Source organism: Thalassobaculum sp. OXR-137, assembly GCF_034377285.1.
GTDB lineage: Bacteria > Pseudomonadota > Alphaproteobacteria > Thalassobaculales > Thalassobaculaceae > Thalassobaculum.
Genome location: NZ_CP139715.1, coordinates 1,776,013 through 1,794,167, shown reverse-complemented (window position 1 = coordinate 1,794,167; position 18,155 = coordinate 1,776,013). Strand labels below are relative to the sequence as shown.

Sequence of the window (18,155 nt, the reverse complement as noted above, 5' to 3'; positions counted from 1 at the left end):
GGTCCGTTGCAGGACCGTTCGGAGGGCCGTGTTATAAGCGCCGCGCAGACAATGTCAAACGGGTTTTCGCAGCTTTTTGCGACGGGCCGGAAGATCGGCCTGCGCGATCTGTCGCACGGCATTCATTCTCCCCTCGGCGAGCAGGCTGTACTATAAGACCCCGTATTCTCGAGTGCAGGAGTGGAACCGGCCATGCAAGGCAAGCTCGTCACCGTTTTCGGCGCCTCCGGCTTCATCGGCCGCAACATCGTGCGCGAACTCGCCCAGCGCGGAGTCCGGGTCAACGCGGTGTGCCGCGACGTGGAGAAGGCGAAGTTCCTCAAGCCGATGGGCGTGGTCGGACAGGTCACGCCGATGCGCGCGGACGTCACCGACGCCACCGCCATTGCCCGTGCGGTCAACGGCGCGTCCGCGGTGATCAATCTGGTGGGCATCCTGCACCAGTCCGGCCGCAACACCTTCGACGCCGTCCAGGCGACCGCTCCCGGCGTGATCGCCAAGGCGGCGAAGGACGCGGGCGCGCAGGCCATGGTGCAGATCTCGGCCATCGGCGCCGACGCCAACTCGTCCTCGAAATACGCCCGCAGCAAGGCCCAGGGCGAGGACGCGGTGCGCGCCGCCTTCCCCGAGGCGACGATTCTGCGCCCGTCCATCGTGTTCGGTGCGAATGACAGCTTCTTCAACCGGTTCGCCGCCCTGGCGCAGATCTCGCCGGTGCTGCCGCTGATCGGCGGCGGCGAGACGAAGTTCCAGCCGGTCTATGTGGACAACGTCGCCGACGCGGTCATCGCCGCGCTGGAGAGCCCGGCCGCCCAGGGTCAGACCTACGAGTTGGGCGGGCCGACGGTGTACAGCTTCAAGGCCCTGATGGAGATGGTCCTGCAGGAGACCAACCGGAAAGCTAAGCTGGTGTCCCTGCCGTTCTGGGCCGCGTCGATCCAGGCCGGCGTGATGGAGCTTCTGCCGAGCCCGATGCTGACCCGCGACCAGGTGGAGCTGCTGAAATCCGACAACGTGGTGGCGACGGATGCCAAGACGCTGGCGGATCTGGGCGTGAAGGCGACCCCGGTGGAAGTGATCGTGCCGACCTATCTCGACAAGTTCCGCCCCGGCGGCCGCTACAGCACGGGCCGCCAGCCGGCGTAGGGAGTGCGCGGCTTCACGCGGCCCGGCCCTTCGACACGCTCCCTACGGGAGCTGCTCAGGGCGAGGACAAATTATTATGAAGCCAATTTTATGACCTCGCCCTGAGCAGCCCCCGCATGAGCGGGGGCGTGTCGAAGGGTGGAGCCGGTGCCTGGCAGCCGCCTTACGCGACCACCAGCTCCTTCCAGTCCTCCGCCAGGGTGAGCGGCGGCTCGGTCATCGCCTGGAGCTGTTCCAGGGTCAGGCCCGGCACCATCTCGCGCACCACGAGCCCATTCTCGGTGACGTCGATCACCGCGATGTCGGTGAAGATCCGCTTCACCACGCCCGGCGCCGTCAGCGGCAGGGAGCAGGTGTTGACGATCTTCGGCTCGCCCTTCTTGGTGACGTGATCGGTCAGCACCCAGATCGCCTTGGCGCCGGCGGCGAGGTCCATGGCCCCGCCCACGCCCGGCGGGAAGCGCCGGTCGCCGGTGGTCCAGTTCGCCAGATCGCCGTTGCCGCCCACCTGGAAGGCGCCGAGCAGCGCCAGGTCGAGATGGCCGCCGCGGATCATGGCGAAGGCGTCGCTGTGCACGAAGAACGACCCGCCCGGCCGCAGGGTCACGTATTCCTTCGACGCGTTGATCAGGTCGCGGTCGCGATCCTCCTCGGCCGGCCCAGGCCCGACGCCGAGGATGCCGTTCTCGCTGTGGAGCACGACCTCCTTGCCCTCGGGGATGACGTTGGCGGCCAGGGTCGGGATGCCGATGCCGAGATTGACGTAGCTGCCGTCGGGAATCATCTCCGCCGCGCGGCGGGCGATCTGCAGCCGGGTAAGCTTGGTGAAACCCTCGGTAGAGCCGGCGTTCTGGACGGCGGTGCTCATATGTCCCACTCCCGGTCGTTGTCGATATGGACCACCCGGTCGACGAAGATGCTCGGGGTGACGATGGTCTCGGGATCCATCTCGCCGAGCGGCACGATCTCGCGCGCCTGCACGATCGTCAGGTCGGCCGCCATGGCCATGACCGGGCCGAAATTCCGCGCCGCCTTGCGGTAGGTCAGGTTGCCCCAGCGGTCCGCCTGATAGGCCTGGACCAGGGCGATGTCGGCACGCAGCGGCAGCTCCAGCACATAGTCGCGGCCGTCGAAATTGCGGACTTCCTTGCCCTCGGCGAGATCGGTGCCGACGCCAGTCGGGGTGTAGAAGCCGGCGACCCCGGCGCCCGCGGCGCGCATCCGCTCCGACAGGGTGCCCTGGGGCACCAGCTCCAGCTCGATCTCGCCCGCAGCATAGCGCGCGTCGAACAGGTCGGAGCCCTTGGAACGCGGATAGGAGCAGATGATGCGGGTCACCCGGCCGCTGCCGATCAGGGCGGCGAGACCCTCGGTCCCGGTGCCGGCGTTGTTGGAGATGATCGTGAGGTCCTTGGCGCCGCTGTCGAGCACGCCGTGGATCAGATCGTTCGGCACGCCGGCGAAGCCGAAGCCGGAAATCATGATGGTGTCGCCGTCCTTCACGCCGGCCACGGCCGCGGCGACGTCAGGGACGATCTTGTCTATGGGCATGGGTCTGGGCGCTCCCCGGATCGGCTGATTTTTGTTCCGCAATTGGTAAGCCGAGCGGGCGGGCGGGTCCAGCCTGAACCCGGCCTTCCCCCTACCCGCGGTCGATCACCGGCACCGCCGGGGCGGCCTCGCCCTCTTCGCCGTCGAACAGGAACTCCGGCAACTGAAAGCTGGTCAGGTTCTCCCAGTGGTCGGCCACATCCTCATGGAACAGGTCGCGGGCGAGGCCGGACGCCATGCGCGGGACGGCGAATTTCATGGCGTTGATGGAGGCGCCCGACGGCCCGAAGCTCATGGTCGCGCCGAAGGTGAAGAGCCGGAGGTGCTTCAGCCAGGGCGCGCTGCCGGGCTCGCGCTCCAGCAATTCATAGGCCGGACCGAGATACGGATAGCGGCCGAGGCGCGGGTTTTCCTCCCCCGGCGGCGGGACGTAGCGGTCGGACCAGCGCGCCACATGTTCCGCCACCCCGTCCAGTTCCGGCTTGAGGGCCAGGTCCATGTCGAAGCCGGTGCCGACGATCAGGTAGTCCGCCTCCAGCGCGCCCGACGGGGTTTCGATCCGCACCGCGTCGCCCACCGCCTCGATCCGATCCCAGGCGGCGTTGGTTCGAAGTTCAAAGGTCTCGTGCCGAGCGACCCGCGCCCAAGTCTCCTTCGGGAAGGCCTCGCGCATGGACAGCAGGTAGTTCATGAAACGCCAGCGCCAGACGTCGTCCAGGCTGTGGAAATGCCCCAGAAAGCCCGGGAAGCTGAGCCAGCGGAACGGCTGGACCCGCTGCAGCTCCGGCCGGCGCACGCAGAGGGTCAGCGACGCCGCCCCCGCCTCCAACGCCGTCGCCGCATTGTCGAAGGCCGAGGCGCCGGCGCCGAGAACGGCCACCCGTTTGCCGGCCAGGGCGGCGAAATCGATCTCCTCGCAGGTATGAGACCAGAATCGCTTGTCGACGCTCTCCATGACCGGCGGTGCCCACCAGCGTCCGGACGACTCGATGCCGGTCGCCAGCACGACCTTGCGGGCGGTCACCCGTTCCAGCCGGTCGGTGGCGAGGTCGCGGATGGTGGCGACGAGATACGGCTCGGCCGGCTCGATCCGCTCCACCCGCTTGCCGTTCTCGACGCTCAGCCCCAGCACCCGGCGCAGCCACAGCAGGTAGGCGACCCAGTCGCCCTTATCGATCTTGTTCAGCTCCTCCCAGGCGAGCGTGCCGTGCTGCGCCTCGAACCAGGACTGGAAGGTCAGCGAGGGGATGTCGAGATCCGGCCCGGTCACCGCCTTCGGCGAGCGCAGGGTCGCCATGCGGGCATAGGTGTTCCAGGGGCCTTCCAGGCCCGGTTCGGAGTCGTCGACGACTCGGAAATTCACGATCCGCTGTCGGGTGAGGGCATGGGCGATGGCGGTGCCGCCCTGGCCGCCGCCGACGATCAGCACGTCGAGGATGCGGGTGCCGTCGGCGGTGTGGTGCGGCGTGACCCAGCGGCCGGAGGGATAGGCGATCTTCGGCAGATCCTCCGCCACCCGCTGTTCCAGCGCCTGCAGGCCCAGGCCCGCCGTGTCGGTCACCGTCATCCCCCACCCTCCCCCGTCCTGTGACGAAACTTCACTCCGTATGGTCGACCGCCGCCGAGATGGCACGTCGCCGCATCCAGATAGCCGCGACGACGACCAGAGCAATGGCACAGCCGACGATCACCGGCGGCTGCAGTCCGACCACGTCGCCCGCCGCCCCCATGGCCAGGGCGCCGATGGCCGGGCCGCCGCGGAAGATCACGCCGTGCAGGCTCAGCACCCGGCCGACCATATCGGAGGGGACGGCGAGCTGGACGATGGTCTGGGTGCCGACGCCGGCCGCCACCATGGACGCGCCATAGATGCCGAGCGCCGGCAGGGCGACCCACAGGCTGCCCGACAGGGCCACCGCGAGGACCGACAGGGCGACCACGATCGAAGCGACCAGCACGATGGGCACCAGCCCGCCCTCCTGGCGCCGTCCGGCCAGCATCCAGCCGCCGACGATGGCGCCGATTCCGGTCACCGAGGTCATCATCGCGAGCGTATCGGCGCCGCCGCCGAAGACGTGGTCGGCGAAGCCCGGCAGCAGTTCGGTGATGGCGCGCACCGAGATCGCCGTCACCAGATGCAGCAGCAGGATCGGGCCGAGCCCCGGATCGTTGGCCCCGTAGCGCATGCCCTCCGCGATATCGCCGAGCAGTCCGCGCCGCGCCCGCGGCACGCCGCCCTCCCGACCGATGGACGGATTGCGCGCGCGGATCACCATCAGCGCCGCCAGGAGGCAGAGATAGCTCAGCCCGTTGACCATGAAGGCCCAGCCGAGATCGGCCCAGACGATCACCAGCCCGGCAATGGCCGGTCCGATGAAGCGGGCCGTGTTGAACACCATGGAGTTGATCGCCACCGCCGTGGTGATGCGCTCGCGCGGCACCAGTCTCGGCACCAGGGCGAGACGGGAGGGCTGGTTGAAGCCGATCACCGTCCCGTTCAGAAAGGTCATCAGGACCACGACCTCGACCGAAATGTTCCCGGTCAGGGTCAGGATACCGAGCACGACGGCCAGGGCCATGGACAAGGCCTGGCAGGCGAAGATCACCAGGGTCCGGTCGAGCCGGTCCGCCGCCACCCCGCCGATCAGCCCGATCAGCACCGAGGGGAAGAGATCGGCGAAGGCCACCGCCCCGAGCCAGGTCGCCGAATGGGTCAGCTCCCAGGTCAGCCAGCCCAGCGCCACCCGCTGCACCCACATGCCGATCAGCGATACGCCGTTGCCCAGCGTATAGAGGCCGTATTCGCGATGCGCCAAGGTGCGCAGAATCGGATGGTCGATCATACTGGGGTCCGGTCTCGCCGTGGGGGATGCCGGCGGCGTCGGCGACGCAGGGGATGGCACACGATCTTAGCGCAGATTGGAACCCCTCCAGCACCGGCGCGTTCGGTCGCAGGGTGCGATGCGTATCCATTGCCTCGCGCCTGAACGGGGAGATCGCGATTCATCTTGCTGATTGAAACGTCAGACCTCATATTCTATATTCATTCAGAAGGCATATAGCGCCTTTTGAGTATGAGAAGGGCAAGTCGGCTATGAGCGCCACGACGGACATGATGATGGAGGACGACGGTCCGGCTCCCATCGTCCGCGTGCCCGCGCCCCGGATGCCGAAACCCATTGCCTCTCCGGCCCTCGGCCAGGTTGTCGACGTTCCCTACACCCTCTGGCTGCTCACGGTCGCGACGGCGCTGATGGCGGCCCTGTCGCTCATCCTCACCCTGACCATCTACATGCTGGACAACGCGCTGACCCTGTCGGGCGGCGCACCGATCTTCGCACCCGGCGACTATCGCAACCTGCTGGAACTGTCGGTGATCTTCGCCCTGCTCTCCATCGCGGCGCATTTCCTGCGGCTGCGGCTTCAGGCGGCGCGGCAGGCGGCAATCGTCATTCCGCTGCCGTTCCGGATCGCGATCGAGCCGCCGATGGGCGACCTGACCTCCCGGTTCGAGGCCTCCTGCAACGTGGCCATCGCCTTCGACCGCGAGGAGCCGATCCGCGTGCTGACCAGCCAGCCGGACGTGCTGAAGCGGGCGCTGGAGAACGCCTTCATCATCGCCGTGACCGATCCGGTGATCCGCTTCTCCAAGCAGAAGATGGAGCAGACCCTGAAGACCGCCGCGATCGGCGTGCTCGGCCAGGGCGTGGCCTTCATCGACATGAGCGAGGTCCGTCAGCGGCGTCTGCCGCCGCGGCCGCCCTCGGTCGATGCCACCGGCCGCGGCGCCGTGCGCTCGGCCCCGGCCTGCTGAGGATCCTCGGCGTTCAGGCCGCCGACCGGACGTACCGGTCCAGGGCGGCGAACAGGATCTCCACCTCCTCCACCCGGTTGAACAGATAAGGCGCCACGCGCACCCGGCCGCTGCGCAGGCTGACATGGACGTTGTCGGCCGCGAGCCGCTCGGCGAGATCGGGCATCGGCGGCTCCGGCAGGGTCAGGCCGATGAAATGCGGCGACCGGTAGGGCTTCGGCGGCACGCCCCAGCCCCTGTTGGCGGCCTCGTCGGCGATCCGGTCGACGATCGGCTCGATCCCGCTGGCGATGGCCTCCACCCCCCATTCGGCGATCTGCTCCATGGCCGTCACGGCCATCGGCAGGTGGATCATGGCATCGGCCGCCCCCTGGTCGAAGCGCTTGGCGCCGGGCTGGAAGGTGCGTCCGTATCCGGGCGAGAGGGTCATCGGCCCGTCGCCGATCCGCGCCGCGTGATTATGCTCCACCGGTTCGCCGTGCTGGCGCCTCGGCGCCACGTAGAGGTATCCGCACTGGTCCGGCGAGAGCAGCCACTTGTAGGCCGAGCACGCCACATAGTCCGGATCGATCCGCGCGACATCCAGCGGCAGCACGCCGATCGACTGGGTCGCGTCGATGAAGATCGCCGCCCCCTGCGCATGGGCCACGTCGGCGATCGGCCCGAGGTCCAGCGTGCCGCCATCCACCCAATGGACGTTGGGCAGCGTGACCAGCCCCGTTTCCGGGCCGATATGCTCGAGAACCGCGCTGGTCCAGTCGCCGTCGGACGGCCAGGGGACGACCGTCATGGTCGCGCCGCTGCGCTCGGCCAGAAGCTGCCAGGCGTAGAGATTGGAGGGGAACTGGGACTCGAGCACGACCACGCTCTGACCCGGCTCCAGGGTGATGTTCCGGGCGGCGACCGCGACGGCATAGCTGGTCGCGGTGCTGAGGGCGATGTCGGTGCCCGAGGCGCCGATGAAGCCGGCGAACAGCTCCCGCGCCCTGGCCATCTCCTGCGAGAGCCCGTTGCGCTCCTGCTCCCACGGCCGGGACTTGCGGGAGACGGCCCGCCGACCTGCCTCCGCGGCCGCCTTCGGGGCGGGGCCCTGGGCGGCACAGTTCATGTACACGACGTCGTCGGTGAGCTCGAAGAGCGGGCGAATGGTGTCGGGGGTCACGATCTCGGCCTCTGCAGCGGCGGAACACGACCAGCCTACGCCCGCGCGGAACCGGCGTTAAGAGTGCAGAGACATAGCGATGGGCGATGGACGACAGATGGCCGGAAGCGGCGCGCGCTACTTGTCGGAGCGCAGCTTCTTCGGCGGCGCGCCCTCCAGGCGGGCTTCGTCGAGTTTCACGCCGTCGAGCACGGCCCCGGTCAGGTTTGCGCCGTTCAGGCGGGTCTCCTGCTTTCGGCCGATATTCTCGCCGTGGCTCGACAGCAGCGGGGCGGCCGTCAGGATCGCGTCGGTGAGGTCCGCCCGGGACAGGTTCGCGCCCGACAGGATCGCACCGGACAGGTTGCAGCGGGCGAGCGAGGCCAGGGACAGGTCCGCCCCCGACAGGTCCGCCAGCACCAGCAGCGCATCGGTCAGCAGCGCGCGATGCATGATCACGCCGCGCAGGTCGGCGCCGGACAGATTCAGGCCGCGCAGATCGGCATCGGTCAGATCCACCCCGTCCAGCGAGGCGCGCGAGCCGCGCTTGCCGTCGCTGCGCACCCAGCGGTCATGCTCGACCAGGGTCCGCTGCACCTCGGCGGCCACGATATCGGCCGGTGGAGCGAGACGGGCGTTGGACGTGTCCACCTTGCTGAGGTCGACATCGCGCAGCCGGGCGCCGATCAGGTTGGCCCGGTCGATGGTCGCGCCGTCGAGCTGGGCGCCGGACAGATCGGCGCCGGTCGCCAGCGAGTCGCTGAGGTCGGCCTCGCTCAGGTCGGCGGATACCAGGTTAGCGTTACGCAGGATCACGCCGGACATGGAGGCCCGGCGCAGGTTTGCCCGCTCCAGATTGGCGCCGGTCAGGTCGGTTTGCGCCATGCGGGCCTGATCGAGCTTCGCGCCCTTCAGGTTGGCGCGGTGCATCCGCGCGCCGGCGAAGTTCACCGAGGCGCCGGCGAAGGCGGCCCGGCTGTCATTCTTCGACGGCAGCCCACTGGCGCCGCGCAGCGACACCCCGCGCAGGTCCGCGCCTTCGAAGATCGTGCCGACGAGCTGGGTGCCCGTCAGATCCGCTTCTTCCAGGGTGGCGCCGCGAAACGACGCACCGCAGAGATCGGCGCCGGCGAAGATCGCCCGGGTCAGGTTGCAGCCGATGAAGCGCACGCCCTGCAGATCGGCGCCGCCGAAATCGACCTCGCGCAGATCCTGACCGGAGAAATCCGAGCCGAAGAGGTTGGTATGGGCAAACGACGCCGGTTGACCCTCGGCGGCGCCCTCCAACCAAAGCCGGTGGCTCGCGAGTTTCCGTTCAACCGCTTCGTGCGCTAAGTGACCCTGGATGCTCATCCGCCCACAGTCGCCGTTACGTGCTTAAAACTTGGTTAATCCCCCGCCACCCGCAGGGAAGAAAATTCGGCTTCTGCCTGTGAGAACGACTTTTCCAGACGGTCGGTTATTTCATCGAGCTCGCTGTCGCTCGTCACCAGCGGCGGAGACACCATCACCCAGTCTCCGTCCCGACCGCCGTTCGTTCGTCGCGTGTACAATATCAAACCGTTTTGCATTGCGATACGGGAGACCGCGGCCGGCACGCCCGCGGGGATCGGGAAGGAGCGCTTGGTCTCCTGGTCGGCGACGAACTCCACCGCCATCAGCAGACCCTTGCCGCGCACGTCGCCGATGATCGGATAGCGGGTCGACATGTCCCACAGACGTTTCTTCAGCTCCGCGCCCAGCAGGGCCGAGCGCTCCACCAGCCCGTGCTCCAGCGTCTCCTCCAGCACGGCCAGCCCGACCGCGCAGGACAGCGGGTTGCCCAGCGCCGTGTGGCCGTGCAGGAAGCCGCCGCCGACCGCCACCTTCTCCACCAGGTCGCGCGGCGCCAGCACCAGGCCGAGCGGCAGATAGCCCGCTCCGATGCCCTTGGCCATGACGATCAGGTCGGCCCGGCAGTCGGGCCAGTGGTCGTGCGACAGGAAGGCGCCGGTGCGCCCGCCGCCGCTCATCACTTCATCGTGAATGAGCAGAATGCCGTAGGTGTCGCAGATCTGACGGACCCGGGTCATGTAGGCCGCCGGGGTCACCAGCGCGCCGGTGGAAACGCCGCCCACCGGCTCCTGGATGAAGGCCAGCACGCTGTCCGGCCCCTCCTCGACGATCCTGTCCTCCAGCTCCTGGGCGCATTTCAGGGCCCAGCTCTCCTCGTCCATCCCGTCGGGAATGCGGTAGGTGACCGGCGCCGGAACCTTCGGCATCTCCTGAAGCATCGGGCCGAACATCGCATGAGCCGAGGGGTCGCCGGTGATCGCCAGCGCCCCCAGGGTGCCGCCGTGATAGGAGGGCAGGCGCGAGATCACCTTCCAGCGCGACGCCTCGCCCCGGGACAAGGCGATCTGCCGGGCGAGCTTCAGGGCCGCCTCGTTGGCCTCCGATCCGCCGGAGACCACGAAGACCCGCTCGTAGCCCGGGCCGGCCGCCTCGGCCAGCCGCTCGGCGAAGTCGCGGTTCGCCTTGCTTTCGAAATGCGAGACGTTGGCAAAGGCCGCCGCCTCCGCCTGGGAGGTCAGGGCGTCCAGCACCCGCCGGTTGCCGTAGCCCAGGTTGCAGGCCACCGGGCCCGAGCTGGCATCCAGATAGCGGTTGCCGGCGGTGTCCCACATCTCGATGCCCATGGCCCGGGCGATCTGCGGCTTGGCGGGGGTGCCCGGCGGGGCGGCAAAGACCTGGATGGGCTCTCCGCGGGCCAGGGTGCCGAGCGGCGGCAGGACGTCGAGATCGTTTCTGAGCAAGCTGGACATGGCGGCCCCCAGGAAGAAGAGGGGATCATAGTGGCCCGCCGCCCTGCCCGCGCCAAGACCTCACCGGTGGACCGGAATATTCGCTCGTCGACCGGCCCTGCATCGTCGCGGACCGGCGCCGAAAAGACGAAAGAGAGCGCGAGACACAATCCTTCGGAGCCACACGGGAAAATCGAATATATATTGTGTTCCGAAGGATTTTTCGGCACTATATATAACGAATCGGAACAGGATTGCGCTGCGATCTCTTTGAAGGAGCGGATCGCCCGGCGCGCAGAGTTCCGTCGCTTCCCCGGCGGCGGAAGCGGGAGAGGCCACGGCTCGTTTCGCGCCCTCTCCCACCACCCTGTGAAGCTCCTAAGGGCGGTTCTCCGTCCAGCCTAGCGGGTGCGCCCGCCTGAGACTTGGCGCACCCGGCTTTTTCAGGTGCCCCGCTGTCCCGCCCGGAGACGGCGCGAGGCAGGGCGGTCGGTTCGATTGCGGCTCTGGCATGTGCGGCGCCGCCCGGCTAGGCTCGGCCTTCGATCCTTTTCCAGCGTCCATCGAAGGAGACTCTGCCATGGCCGGCACCATTGACGCCCGATTGGCCGAACTCGGCATCGACATCCCCACGCCGGCGAGTCCCGCCGCCAACTACGTCCCCTATGTGAAGAGCGGCAAGCTCGTCTTCGTCTCCGGCCAGATCCCCATGGTCGACGGCAAGATCGAAGGCATCGGCGTGGTCGGCAAGGATCTCTCCACCGACGACGCGCGCAAGATCGCCGAGATCTGCGCCAAGAACCTGATCGCCCAGGCCAAGGCCGCCTGCGACGGCGACCTGGACAAGGTCGCCCGCGTGGTGAAGCTCGGCGGCTTCGTGCGCTGCACCCCGGAGTTCACCGAGCAGCCGGAGGTGGTGAACGGCGCCTCCGACCTGATGGTCGCGGTGTTCGGCGACAAGGGCCGCCATTCGCGCTTCGCGGTCGGCACCAATGCCCTGCCGCGCGGCGTCGCGGTCGAAGTGGAAGCGGTGTTCGAACTCGCCTGATCCCGCCGGAAAGCCTTCCGCCGCCGGACGGCGGAGCACATCGATCGGGGGCGGCCTTGCTTCGCGGCACGGCCGCCCCACCTCGATGCCAGTGGAGGACCGCAGCGGATCCCGCCCATGCCCGACGGCACCGATATCCAGACCGACCTGGCCGAAGAGGTCTCCGTCCTGCCCGCGATCTCCGCGGTCGCGGCGGAGGAGTGGGACGCCTGCGCCGGCGCGGCCAATCCGTTTCTCTCCCACGACTTCCTGAACGCCTTGGAGGAAAGCGGGTCGGTGCGGGCACAGACCGGCTGGCTGCCGCGCCACCTGGCGGTCAACGACGCCAACGGCCGCCTCGCCGCCGCCATGCCGCTCTACCTGAAGGGCCATTCCCAGGGCGAATACGTGTTCGACTGGGGCTGGGCCGATGCCTATGAGCGGGCAGGCGGGCGCTATTACCCCAAGCTGCTCTCCGCCGTGCCGTTCACGCCGGTGACCGGCCCGCGCATGCTGATCCGCCCGGACATCGACCGGGGGCGGGCCCAGGAGATCCTGGCCGGCGGCATCGTCGCGCTGATGAACCAGCTCAACGTCACGACCGCCCATGTGAACTTCGTGCCTCAGGGCGAATGGGACCGGCTGGGCGAGTTCGGGTTCCTGCAGCGCAAGGGCCTGCAGTACCACTGGCACAACAACGGCTATGCCAGCTTCGACGACTTCCTCGACGCCCTGTCCTCGCGCAAGCGTAAGGCGATCCGCAAGGAGCGCCGCCAGGTGGCCGAGAGCGACCTCGTCATCCGCCGGCTGGTCGGCAAGGACATCGAGGAGCGCCACTGGGACGCGTTCTTCGCCTTCTACATGGACACCTCGGACCGGAAATGGGGCTCGCCCTACCTGAACCGCACCTTCTTCTCGCTGCTGGGCGAGCGGATGGCGGAGCGGGTGCTTCTGGTGGTCGCCGAGCGCGACGGCCGGCCGGTCGCCGGCGCCCTGAACCTGATCGGCAGCGACACGCTCTACGGCCGCAACTGGGGCTGCACGGAGGAGTACAAGTTCCTGCATTTCGAGGCCTGCTATTATCAGGCCATCGACTTCGCCATCGAGCGCGGCATGGCCAAGGTCGAGGCCGGCGCCCAGGGCCAGCACAAGATCCAGCGCGGCTACCTGCCGGTGGAGACCTACAGCAACCACCTGATCCTGGACGACGGTTTCCGCGATGCTGTGGAGGATTTCCTGGCGCGCGAACGCCGGCAGATTTCCCACGAAAAAGAGCTGCTGTTAGAAGAATCGCCGTTTCGAAAAGACGATTAACAGTTTCTTCGGGAATTGTTGCTTCAATGTCACAGGGAACGCCGTTCGCAAGATTTTCGTCACGAAACCCTTGCGAGCCGGGCAACCGGACATAAAGTGCATAGCAACACCCGGTGAGGCGACCCCGCAACGCGCTCCTGCAGCGCAGTCGCCTACCATGGGCCACAAATGACCCATTGATGATTATCACCATGGAGGTCGCACAATGCGCGATACCTACGTGCTTACGCCGCTCGAAGCGGCCGAGCAGACCGGTCTGGATCTCGACACGATCCTCAACCTGGCCGCCACGACCGATTCGGTCGCCGAGACGAACGGCGAGACCCTGCGGATTGATCCGTGGGCCCTGGCCACTGCGGCTAACGGTGTGAAGCTGGCTGCCTGATCCTGTCCGGATCGACGAAACCTTAATCGCAGGCCCCGCTTCGGCGGGGCTTTCGATTTTCCGGGTGAGGCGTTCCGCTGCTCGAACCGGGGCCTAAAGGTCCGGAAACCGCCGGGATCCGGAGGCCCACCCACTTCCCCTTCCCTCCATCCCCCCGTCGCCTTACATTGCGCTCATCCGCGCAACCGGACGTGTCCCGCTGATGTCGCCGCTCAGAATTTCTCTCCCGCGCCTCGCCGCGATCGCTCTGGTCGCAGCCCTGGCCGCATGCAGTTCCACCGACGACGAGGCCGAGTATGTCGAGCGGCCGGTCGCCGAGCTGTATAACGACGCCTACAACGCCGCGCTCGCGGGCGAATTCAAGGAAGCCGCCCCGCTGTTCGACGAGGTTGAGCGTCAGCATCCCTACTCGGTGTGGGCGACCCAGGCCCAGCTCATGTCGGCCTATGCGCTGTACCAGTCGAACGACTACGACGACGCCGTGGCCGCCCTCGACCGGTTCATCCAGCTCAATCCGGGCAATCCGAACGTCGACTACGCCTATTATCTGAAGGGCCTGTGCTACTACGAGCGGATCGTCGATGTGGGCCGCGACCAGAAGCTGACCCGTGAGGCGCTGTCGTCCTTCGAGGAAGTGGTTCAACGGTTCCCGAACTCGAAATACGCCCGCGACGCCCGGCTGAAGATCGACCTCGCCCGCAATCACCTCGCCGGCAAGGAGATGAGCATCGGTCGCTGGTATATGCGCCAGGGCCAGTATCTCGCCGCGATCAACCGGTTCCAGCGGGTCACCACCGAATTCGACACGACGGAGCAGGTGCCCGAAGCCCTGCTGCGCATGACCGAGTGCTACATGGCGCTCGGCCTGGAGGAGGAGGCGAAGCGGACCGCCTCGGTGCTCGGGTACAACTACCCGGGCACGGACTGGTACGAGGACGCCTACTCGCTGGCGACCAAGGGCCGCGCACGCACCACGGCGGAGTCCGGCGACGACGGCTGGTTCGGCTGGGGCGTCGGTCCGTTCTAACCCCATGCTGGCGTCGCTCTCGATCCGGGATGTGGTGCTGATCGACCGTCTGGACCTCTCGTACGAGCCAGGCCTGTCGGTTCTGACCGGCGAGACCGGCGCCGGAAAATCGATCCTGCTGGATGCCCTGGGCCTGGCCCTGGGAGAACGCGCCGATTCCGGCCTGGTGCGCCACGGCGCCGATCAGGCCACGGTCATCGCCGCCTTCGAGCTCGCGGACCCGTCCGCCGCCGACGCCGTTCTCGGCGAGGCCGATCTGCACCCCTCCGACGGCAGTCTGATCCTGCGCCGGGTGGTCACCGCCGACGGCCGCTCGCGCGCCTATGTGAACGACCAGCCGACCAGCGTCGGGCTGATGCGCCGGCTGGGCGACGTGCTGGTGGAGATCCAGGGCCAGTTCGACCAGCGCGGCCTGATGGATCCCAGTACCCACCGCGATACCCTGGACGCCTTCGCCGGCCTGACCCGCCAGGCGGACGGCGTGGCCAAGGCCTGGAGCGCCTGGCGCACCGCCCTGGTGGCGCTGGAGTCCGCCCGCGCCGATCTGGAGAAGGCCCGCAGCGACGAGGAATACCTGCGCCATTCCGTCGCCGAGCTCGACCAGATCGCGCCGCAGGTGGGGGAAGAGGGCCGGCTGGCCGAAACCCGGTCCATGCTGATGAACGCCGAGGCCGTGGTGGAGGCGTTGAACACCGCCAGCGCGGCGATCGCCGAGGATGGCGGCGCCGACAACGCCGTCGCCCGCGCCCAGCGTGCCCTGGAACGGGTGGCCGACCGGGCCGGCGGACGGCTGGATACCGCCTTGGCCGCTCTGGACCGGGCCGCGGCCGAGCTGGAGGACGCCAGCGCCGAGATCGCCGCGGCGGCCGCCGATATCGAGGCCGATGGCGGGACCCTGACCGAGATCGACGACCGGCTGCACGCTCTGCGCGACCTCGCCCGCAAGCACGGAGTGGAGGTCGACCGGCTGCCGGAAGTGCATCGCCGGTTCGCCGATCACCTGGCCGCCCTGGACGGCAAGGGGGGGGAGATCGGCGCGCTCACCGCCGCCGAGGACAGGGCAAGGCGTACCTATATCGAGACCGCTGAGGTCCTGTCCAAGGCCCGCGCCGCCGCCGCCGCCAAGCTCGACGTGGCGATCGGCAAGGAGCTGCCGCCGCTGAAGCTGGACAAGGCCCGGTTCGAGACGATGGTCAGCCGCCAGGAGGAGAACCGCTGGGGAGCGGCCGGTCTCGACGCCGTCGCCTTCCAGGTGGCCACCAACCCCGGCATGCCGGCGGGGCCGCTGTCGAAGATCGCGTCCGGCGGCGAGTTGTCGCGCTTCCTGCTGGCGCTGAAGGTGGTGCTGGCCGAAGCGAGCCCGATCCCGACCCTGGTGTTCGACGAGGTGGATTCCGGCGTCGGCGGGGCGGTGGCCGCCGCGGTCGGCGACCGGCTGGCGCGGCTGGCGACAAGGCTGCAGGTGCTGGTCGTCACCCACTCGCCCCAGGTGGCCGCCCAGGGCGCCCATCACTGGCACGTGGCCAAGCGGGTGCAGAACCAGGTGACCGCCACGGACGTTGTCCGCCTGAGCGCCGAGCAGCGCCGGGAGGAGATCGCCCGGATGCTGTCCGGTGCGGCGATCACCAGCGAGGCCCGCGCCGCCGCCGACAGCCTGCTGAACCAGTCCCAGCGTTAAGTCCAGAGCACCGACCCGCATGAGCGACATCGAGACCAAGGCCGTCGAAGACCTGACCGAAGCCGAGGCCAAGGCCGAACTGGCCCGCCTGTCCGACGCCATCGCCGAGGCCGACCGTCTCTATCACCAGGAGGACGCGCCGGACCTGACCGACGCGGAATACGACGCCCTGCGCCGGCGCAATCAGGCGATCGAGGAGCGCTTCCCCGACCTGAAGCGGGAGGACAGCCCGAGCGAGCGGGTCGCCCCCGGCCCGGCCGAGGGCTTCGCCAAGGTCCGCCATTCCCGGCCGATGCTGTCGCTGGCCAATGCCTTCGACGAGGAGGACGTCCGCGAGTTCGAGCGCCGGGTGCGCCGCTTCCTGAGCCTCGGCGAGGAGGAGACCGTCGCCCTGATGGCCGAGCCGAAGATCGACGGTCTGTCGGCCTCCCTGCGCTACGAGAAGGGCAAGCTGGTCCAGGGGGCGACCCGCGGCGACGGCACCGAGGGCGAGAACATCACCCGCAATCTGGAAACCGTCGACGACATCCCCAAGACCCTGCCGAAAGGCGTGCCCGACGTGCTGGAGGTGCGCGGCGAGGTCTACATGACCAAGGACGACTTCGTTGCCCTGAACGAGCGCCAGGCCGAGGCCGGATCGAAGATCTTCGCCAATCCGCGCAACGCGGCCGCCGGCTCCCTGCGCCAGCTCGACCCGGAAATCACCCGGTCGCGGCCGCTGCGCTTCTTCGCCTATTCCTGGGGCGAGATCAGCGAGGATTTCGCCGGCACCCACCACGAGTTCCTGGAGAAGCTGGAGGCCTGGGGCTTCACCACCAATCCGCTCTCCGAGCTGTGCGAGACGGCCGACGCGGCCCTGGCGGTCTATGCCCGGATCGGCGAGGGACGACACGACCTGCCCTATGACATCGACGGGGTGGTCTACAAGGTCGACCGGCTCGACTGGCAGCAGCGGCTCGGCATGGTCAGCCGCGCGCCGCGCTGGGCCATCGCCCATAAGTTCAAGGCCGAACAGGCCGAGACGGTGCTGCGCGAGATCGACATCCAGGTTGGCCGCACCGGCGCGCTCACCCCCGTCGCCCGGCTGGAGCCGGTGAAGGTGGGCGGTGTGACCGTCACCAACGCGACCCTGCACAACGAGGACGAGATCCGGCGCAAGGACATCCGGGTCGGCGACACCGTGGTGATCCAGCGTGCCGGCGACGTGATCCCCCAGGTGGTGCGCGTCGTCACCGAGAAGCGGCCCAAGGACTCGCAGGAATACGTCTTCCCCGACCATTGCCCGCGCTGCGGCTCCGAGGCGCCGCGGCCCGAGGGCGAGGCGGTGCGCCGCTGCACCGGCGGCCTGATCTGCCCGGCCCAGGCGGTCGAGCGGCTGAAGCATTTTGTCAGCCGCGACGCCTTCGACATCGAAGGCCTCGGCGCCAAGCAGATCCAGGCCTATTACGAGGACGGACTGATCGACAGTCCGGGCAGCATCTTCCGCCTGAAGGACCACCGCCGCAAACTGATCGGCCGGGAAGGCACGAGGATCGCCTCGACCGACAAGTTGCTGGCGGCGATCGAGGAGCGGCGCACGATCAGCCTGGACCGGTTCGTCTATGCGCTGGGGATCCGTCAGGTCGGCCAGGCCACCGCCCGGCTGCTGGCGACCCATTACGGCACCCTGGACGCCCTGCGTCAGGCCATGGCCGCGGCGGCCGACCCGGAGAGCGAAGCCTATGCCGACCTGATCAACATCGACCAGATCGGCAGTGCGGTGGCCCAGGACCTGACCGACTTCTTCAGCGAGGACCATAACGGCCAGGTGCTGGACGATCTCGACAAAGAACTGACGATCGAGGCGTTCAAGGCGCCGACCGCCGCCGACAGCCCGATCGCCGGCAAGACCGTGGTCTTCACCGGCACCCTGCAGACCGTGGGTCGCAGCGAGGCCAAGGCCAAGGCGGAGTCCCTGGGCGCGAAGGTGGCGGGTTCGGTGTCGAAAAAGACCGATTACGTGGTCGTCGGCGCAGATGCCGGCTCGAAAGCGGCGAAGGCTGAAGCGCTCGGCGTCGCGACGCTCAGCGAAGATGAATGGCTCGCCCTGATCGGCGGGTAACGCCTCAACTCTCCCACGCCATGAGAATTGCTGCGCCGGTTTGCCAATGCGCGCCGCGGCGTAATTTTCTTTCTCGCATGTCTGATGGCTGGTTAACGCATACCTAACACCCATAGGTATGCGTCAAACGCAATGCTGCAGCGCAAAACTTTGCGTGGTGCGCCGCGCGTTTCTGACCAGATTAGGGA

15 protein-coding genes are annotated in these 18,155 nt (G+C 68.2%); 8 read left to right on the top strand and 7 right to left on the bottom strand.

All coding sequences use genetic code 11. The features are described 5' to 3' along the window. The first annotated feature begins 192 nt into the window (after positions 1-192). Positions 193-1,146, top strand: a complete 954-nt coding sequence (locus T8K17_RS08435) for a complex I NDUFA9 subunit family protein (protein ID WP_322334057.1) — start codon at positions 193-195, stop codon at positions 1,144-1,146. 163 nt (positions 1,147-1,309) lie between these two features. Here the strand turns inward: T8K17_RS08435 and T8K17_RS08430 are convergent, their stop codons facing one another. The 4 genes from T8K17_RS08430 to T8K17_RS08415 form a co-directional block, all read right to left on the bottom strand. After that, positions 1,310-2,014 (bottom strand): 3-oxoacid CoA-transferase subunit B, encoded by a 705-nt coding sequence (locus tag T8K17_RS08430; RefSeq protein WP_322334056.1) that lies wholly within the window; start codon positions 2,012-2,014, stop codon positions 1,310-1,312. Continuing rightward, positions 2,011-2,697, bottom strand: a complete 687-nt coding sequence (locus T8K17_RS08425) for a 3-oxoacid CoA-transferase subunit A (protein WP_322334055.1) — start codon at positions 2,695-2,697, stop codon at positions 2,011-2,013. The genes T8K17_RS08430 and T8K17_RS08425 overlap by 4 nt, the downstream gene beginning before the upstream one ends. A 91-nt stretch (positions 2,698-2,788) precedes the next feature. Continuing rightward, positions 2,789-4,264 carry an NAD(P)/FAD-dependent oxidoreductase gene (locus tag T8K17_RS08420; protein WP_322334054.1) on the bottom strand — a complete coding sequence of 492 codons (1,476 nt, stop codon included), beginning with the start codon at positions 4,262-4,264 and terminating at the stop codon, positions 2,789-2,791. A 31-nt stretch (positions 4,265-4,295) separates the two neighbouring features. Continuing rightward, the gene (locus T8K17_RS08415; RefSeq protein WP_322334053.1) at positions 4,296-5,540 is read right to left on the bottom strand and encodes an MFS transporter; all 1,245 of its coding nucleotides are present in this window, start codon (positions 5,538-5,540) and stop codon (positions 4,296-4,298) included. A 251-nt stretch (positions 5,541-5,791) separates the two neighbouring features. On the opposite strand from T8K17_RS08415, the gene T8K17_RS08410 reads away from it, so the two are divergent. After that, on the top strand, positions 5,792-6,511 hold the full coding sequence (locus tag T8K17_RS08410) for a hypothetical protein (RefSeq protein ID WP_322334052.1): 720 nt from the start codon (positions 5,792-5,794) through the stop codon (positions 6,509-6,511). 13 nt (positions 6,512-6,524) lie between these two features. Here T8K17_RS08410 and T8K17_RS08405 read toward each other — a convergent pair whose 3' ends face one another. The 3 genes from T8K17_RS08405 to T8K17_RS08395 form a co-directional block, all read right to left on the bottom strand. After that, positions 6,525-7,673 (bottom strand): aminotransferase class V-fold PLP-dependent enzyme, encoded by a 1,149-nt coding sequence (locus T8K17_RS08405; RefSeq protein WP_322334051.1) that lies wholly within the window; start codon positions 7,671-7,673, stop codon positions 6,525-6,527. A 117-nt stretch (positions 7,674-7,790) separates the two neighbouring features. After that, positions 7,791-9,005: a pentapeptide repeat-containing protein gene (locus tag T8K17_RS08400; RefSeq protein ID WP_322334050.1), complete on the bottom strand. Its 1,215-nt coding sequence runs from the start codon at positions 9,003-9,005 to the stop codon at positions 7,791-7,793. 35 nt (positions 9,006-9,040) lie between these two features. Continuing rightward, entirely contained in the window at positions 9,041-10,456 is a 1,416-nt protein-coding gene (locus T8K17_RS08395; protein WP_322334049.1) for an aspartate aminotransferase family protein, read from the bottom strand. A gap of 559 nt (positions 10,457-11,015) precedes the next feature. Between T8K17_RS08395 and T8K17_RS08390 the strand changes: the two genes are divergently transcribed. The 6 genes from T8K17_RS08390 to ligA all read left to right on the top strand — a co-directional run bounded on the left by T8K17_RS08390 (position 11,016) and on the right by ligA (position 17,967). Continuing rightward, positions 11,016-11,483 carry a RidA family protein gene (locus T8K17_RS08390; protein ID WP_322334048.1) on the top strand — a complete coding sequence of 156 codons (468 nt, stop codon included), beginning with the start codon at positions 11,016-11,018 and terminating at the stop codon, positions 11,481-11,483. A gap of 117 nt (positions 11,484-11,600) precedes the next feature. Continuing rightward, positions 11,601-12,776: a GNAT family N-acetyltransferase gene (locus T8K17_RS08385; protein WP_322334047.1), complete on the top strand. Its 1,176-nt coding sequence runs from the start codon at positions 11,601-11,603 to the stop codon at positions 12,774-12,776. A 205-nt stretch (positions 12,777-12,981) separates the two neighbouring features. Then, positions 12,982-13,161 carry a hypothetical protein gene (locus tag T8K17_RS08380; RefSeq protein WP_322334046.1) on the top strand — a complete coding sequence of 60 codons (180 nt, stop codon included), beginning with the start codon at positions 12,982-12,984 and terminating at the stop codon, positions 13,159-13,161. 202 nt (positions 13,162-13,363) lie between these two features. Then, on the top strand, positions 13,364-14,188 hold the full coding sequence (locus tag T8K17_RS08375; protein ID WP_322334045.1) for an outer membrane protein assembly factor BamD: 825 nt from the start codon (positions 13,364-13,366) through the stop codon (positions 14,186-14,188). Between the two features lie 4 nt (positions 14,189-14,192). Continuing rightward, positions 14,193-15,866, top strand: coding sequence for a DNA repair protein RecN (gene recN / locus T8K17_RS08370; RefSeq protein ID WP_322334044.1), 1,674 nt, complete (start codon positions 14,193-14,195; stop codon positions 15,864-15,866). Between the two features lie 19 nt (positions 15,867-15,885). Then, on the top strand, positions 15,886-17,967 hold the full coding sequence (ligA, locus tag T8K17_RS08365) for an NAD-dependent DNA ligase LigA (protein ID WP_322334043.1): 2,082 nt from the start codon (positions 15,886-15,888) through the stop codon (positions 17,965-17,967). Positions 17,968-18,155: the final 188 nt, after the last annotated feature.

Coding starts and splice junctions, on each gene's coding strand:
- T8K17_RS08420 (WP_322334054.1), bottom strand. CDS start 4,264: ATGACGGTGACCGACACGGCGGGCCTGGGCCTGCAGGCGCTGGAACAG.
- T8K17_RS08395 (WP_322334049.1), bottom strand. CDS start 10,456: ATGTCCAGCTTGCTCAGAAACGATCTCGACGTCCTGCCGCCGCTCGGC.
- T8K17_RS08400 (WP_322334050.1), bottom strand. CDS start 9,005: ATGAGCATCCAGGGTCACTTAGCGCACGAAGCGGTTGAACGGAAACTC.
- T8K17_RS08430 (WP_322334056.1), bottom strand. CDS start 2,014: ATGAGCACCGCCGTCCAGAACGCCGGCTCTACCGAGGGTTTCACCAAG.
- T8K17_RS08425 (WP_322334055.1), bottom strand. CDS start 2,697: ATGCCCATAGACAAGATCGTCCCTGACGTCGCCGCGGCCGTGGCCGGC.
- T8K17_RS08385 (WP_322334047.1), top strand. CDS start 11,601: ATGCCCGACGGCACCGATATCCAGACCGACCTGGCCGAAGAGGTCTCC.
- recN (WP_322334044.1), top strand. CDS start 14,193: ATGCTGGCGTCGCTCTCGATCCGGGATGTGGTGCTGATCGACCGTCTG.
- T8K17_RS08410 (WP_322334052.1), top strand. CDS start 5,792: ATGAGCGCCACGACGGACATGATGATGGAGGACGACGGTCCGGCTCCC.
- T8K17_RS08380 (WP_322334046.1), top strand. CDS start 12,982: ATGCGCGATACCTACGTGCTTACGCCGCTCGAAGCGGCCGAGCAGACC.
- T8K17_RS08390 (WP_322334048.1), top strand. CDS start 11,016: ATGGCCGGCACCATTGACGCCCGATTGGCCGAACTCGGCATCGACATC.
- ligA (WP_322334043.1), top strand. CDS start 15,886: ATGAGCGACATCGAGACCAAGGCCGTCGAAGACCTGACCGAAGCCGAG.
- T8K17_RS08435 (WP_322334057.1), top strand. CDS start 193: ATGCAAGGCAAGCTCGTCACCGTTTTCGGCGCCTCCGGCTTCATCGGC.
- T8K17_RS08415 (WP_322334053.1), bottom strand. CDS start 5,540: ATGATCGACCATCCGATTCTGCGCACCTTGGCGCATCGCGAATACGGC.
- T8K17_RS08375 (WP_322334045.1), top strand. CDS start 13,364: ATGTCGCCGCTCAGAATTTCTCTCCCGCGCCTCGCCGCGATCGCTCTG.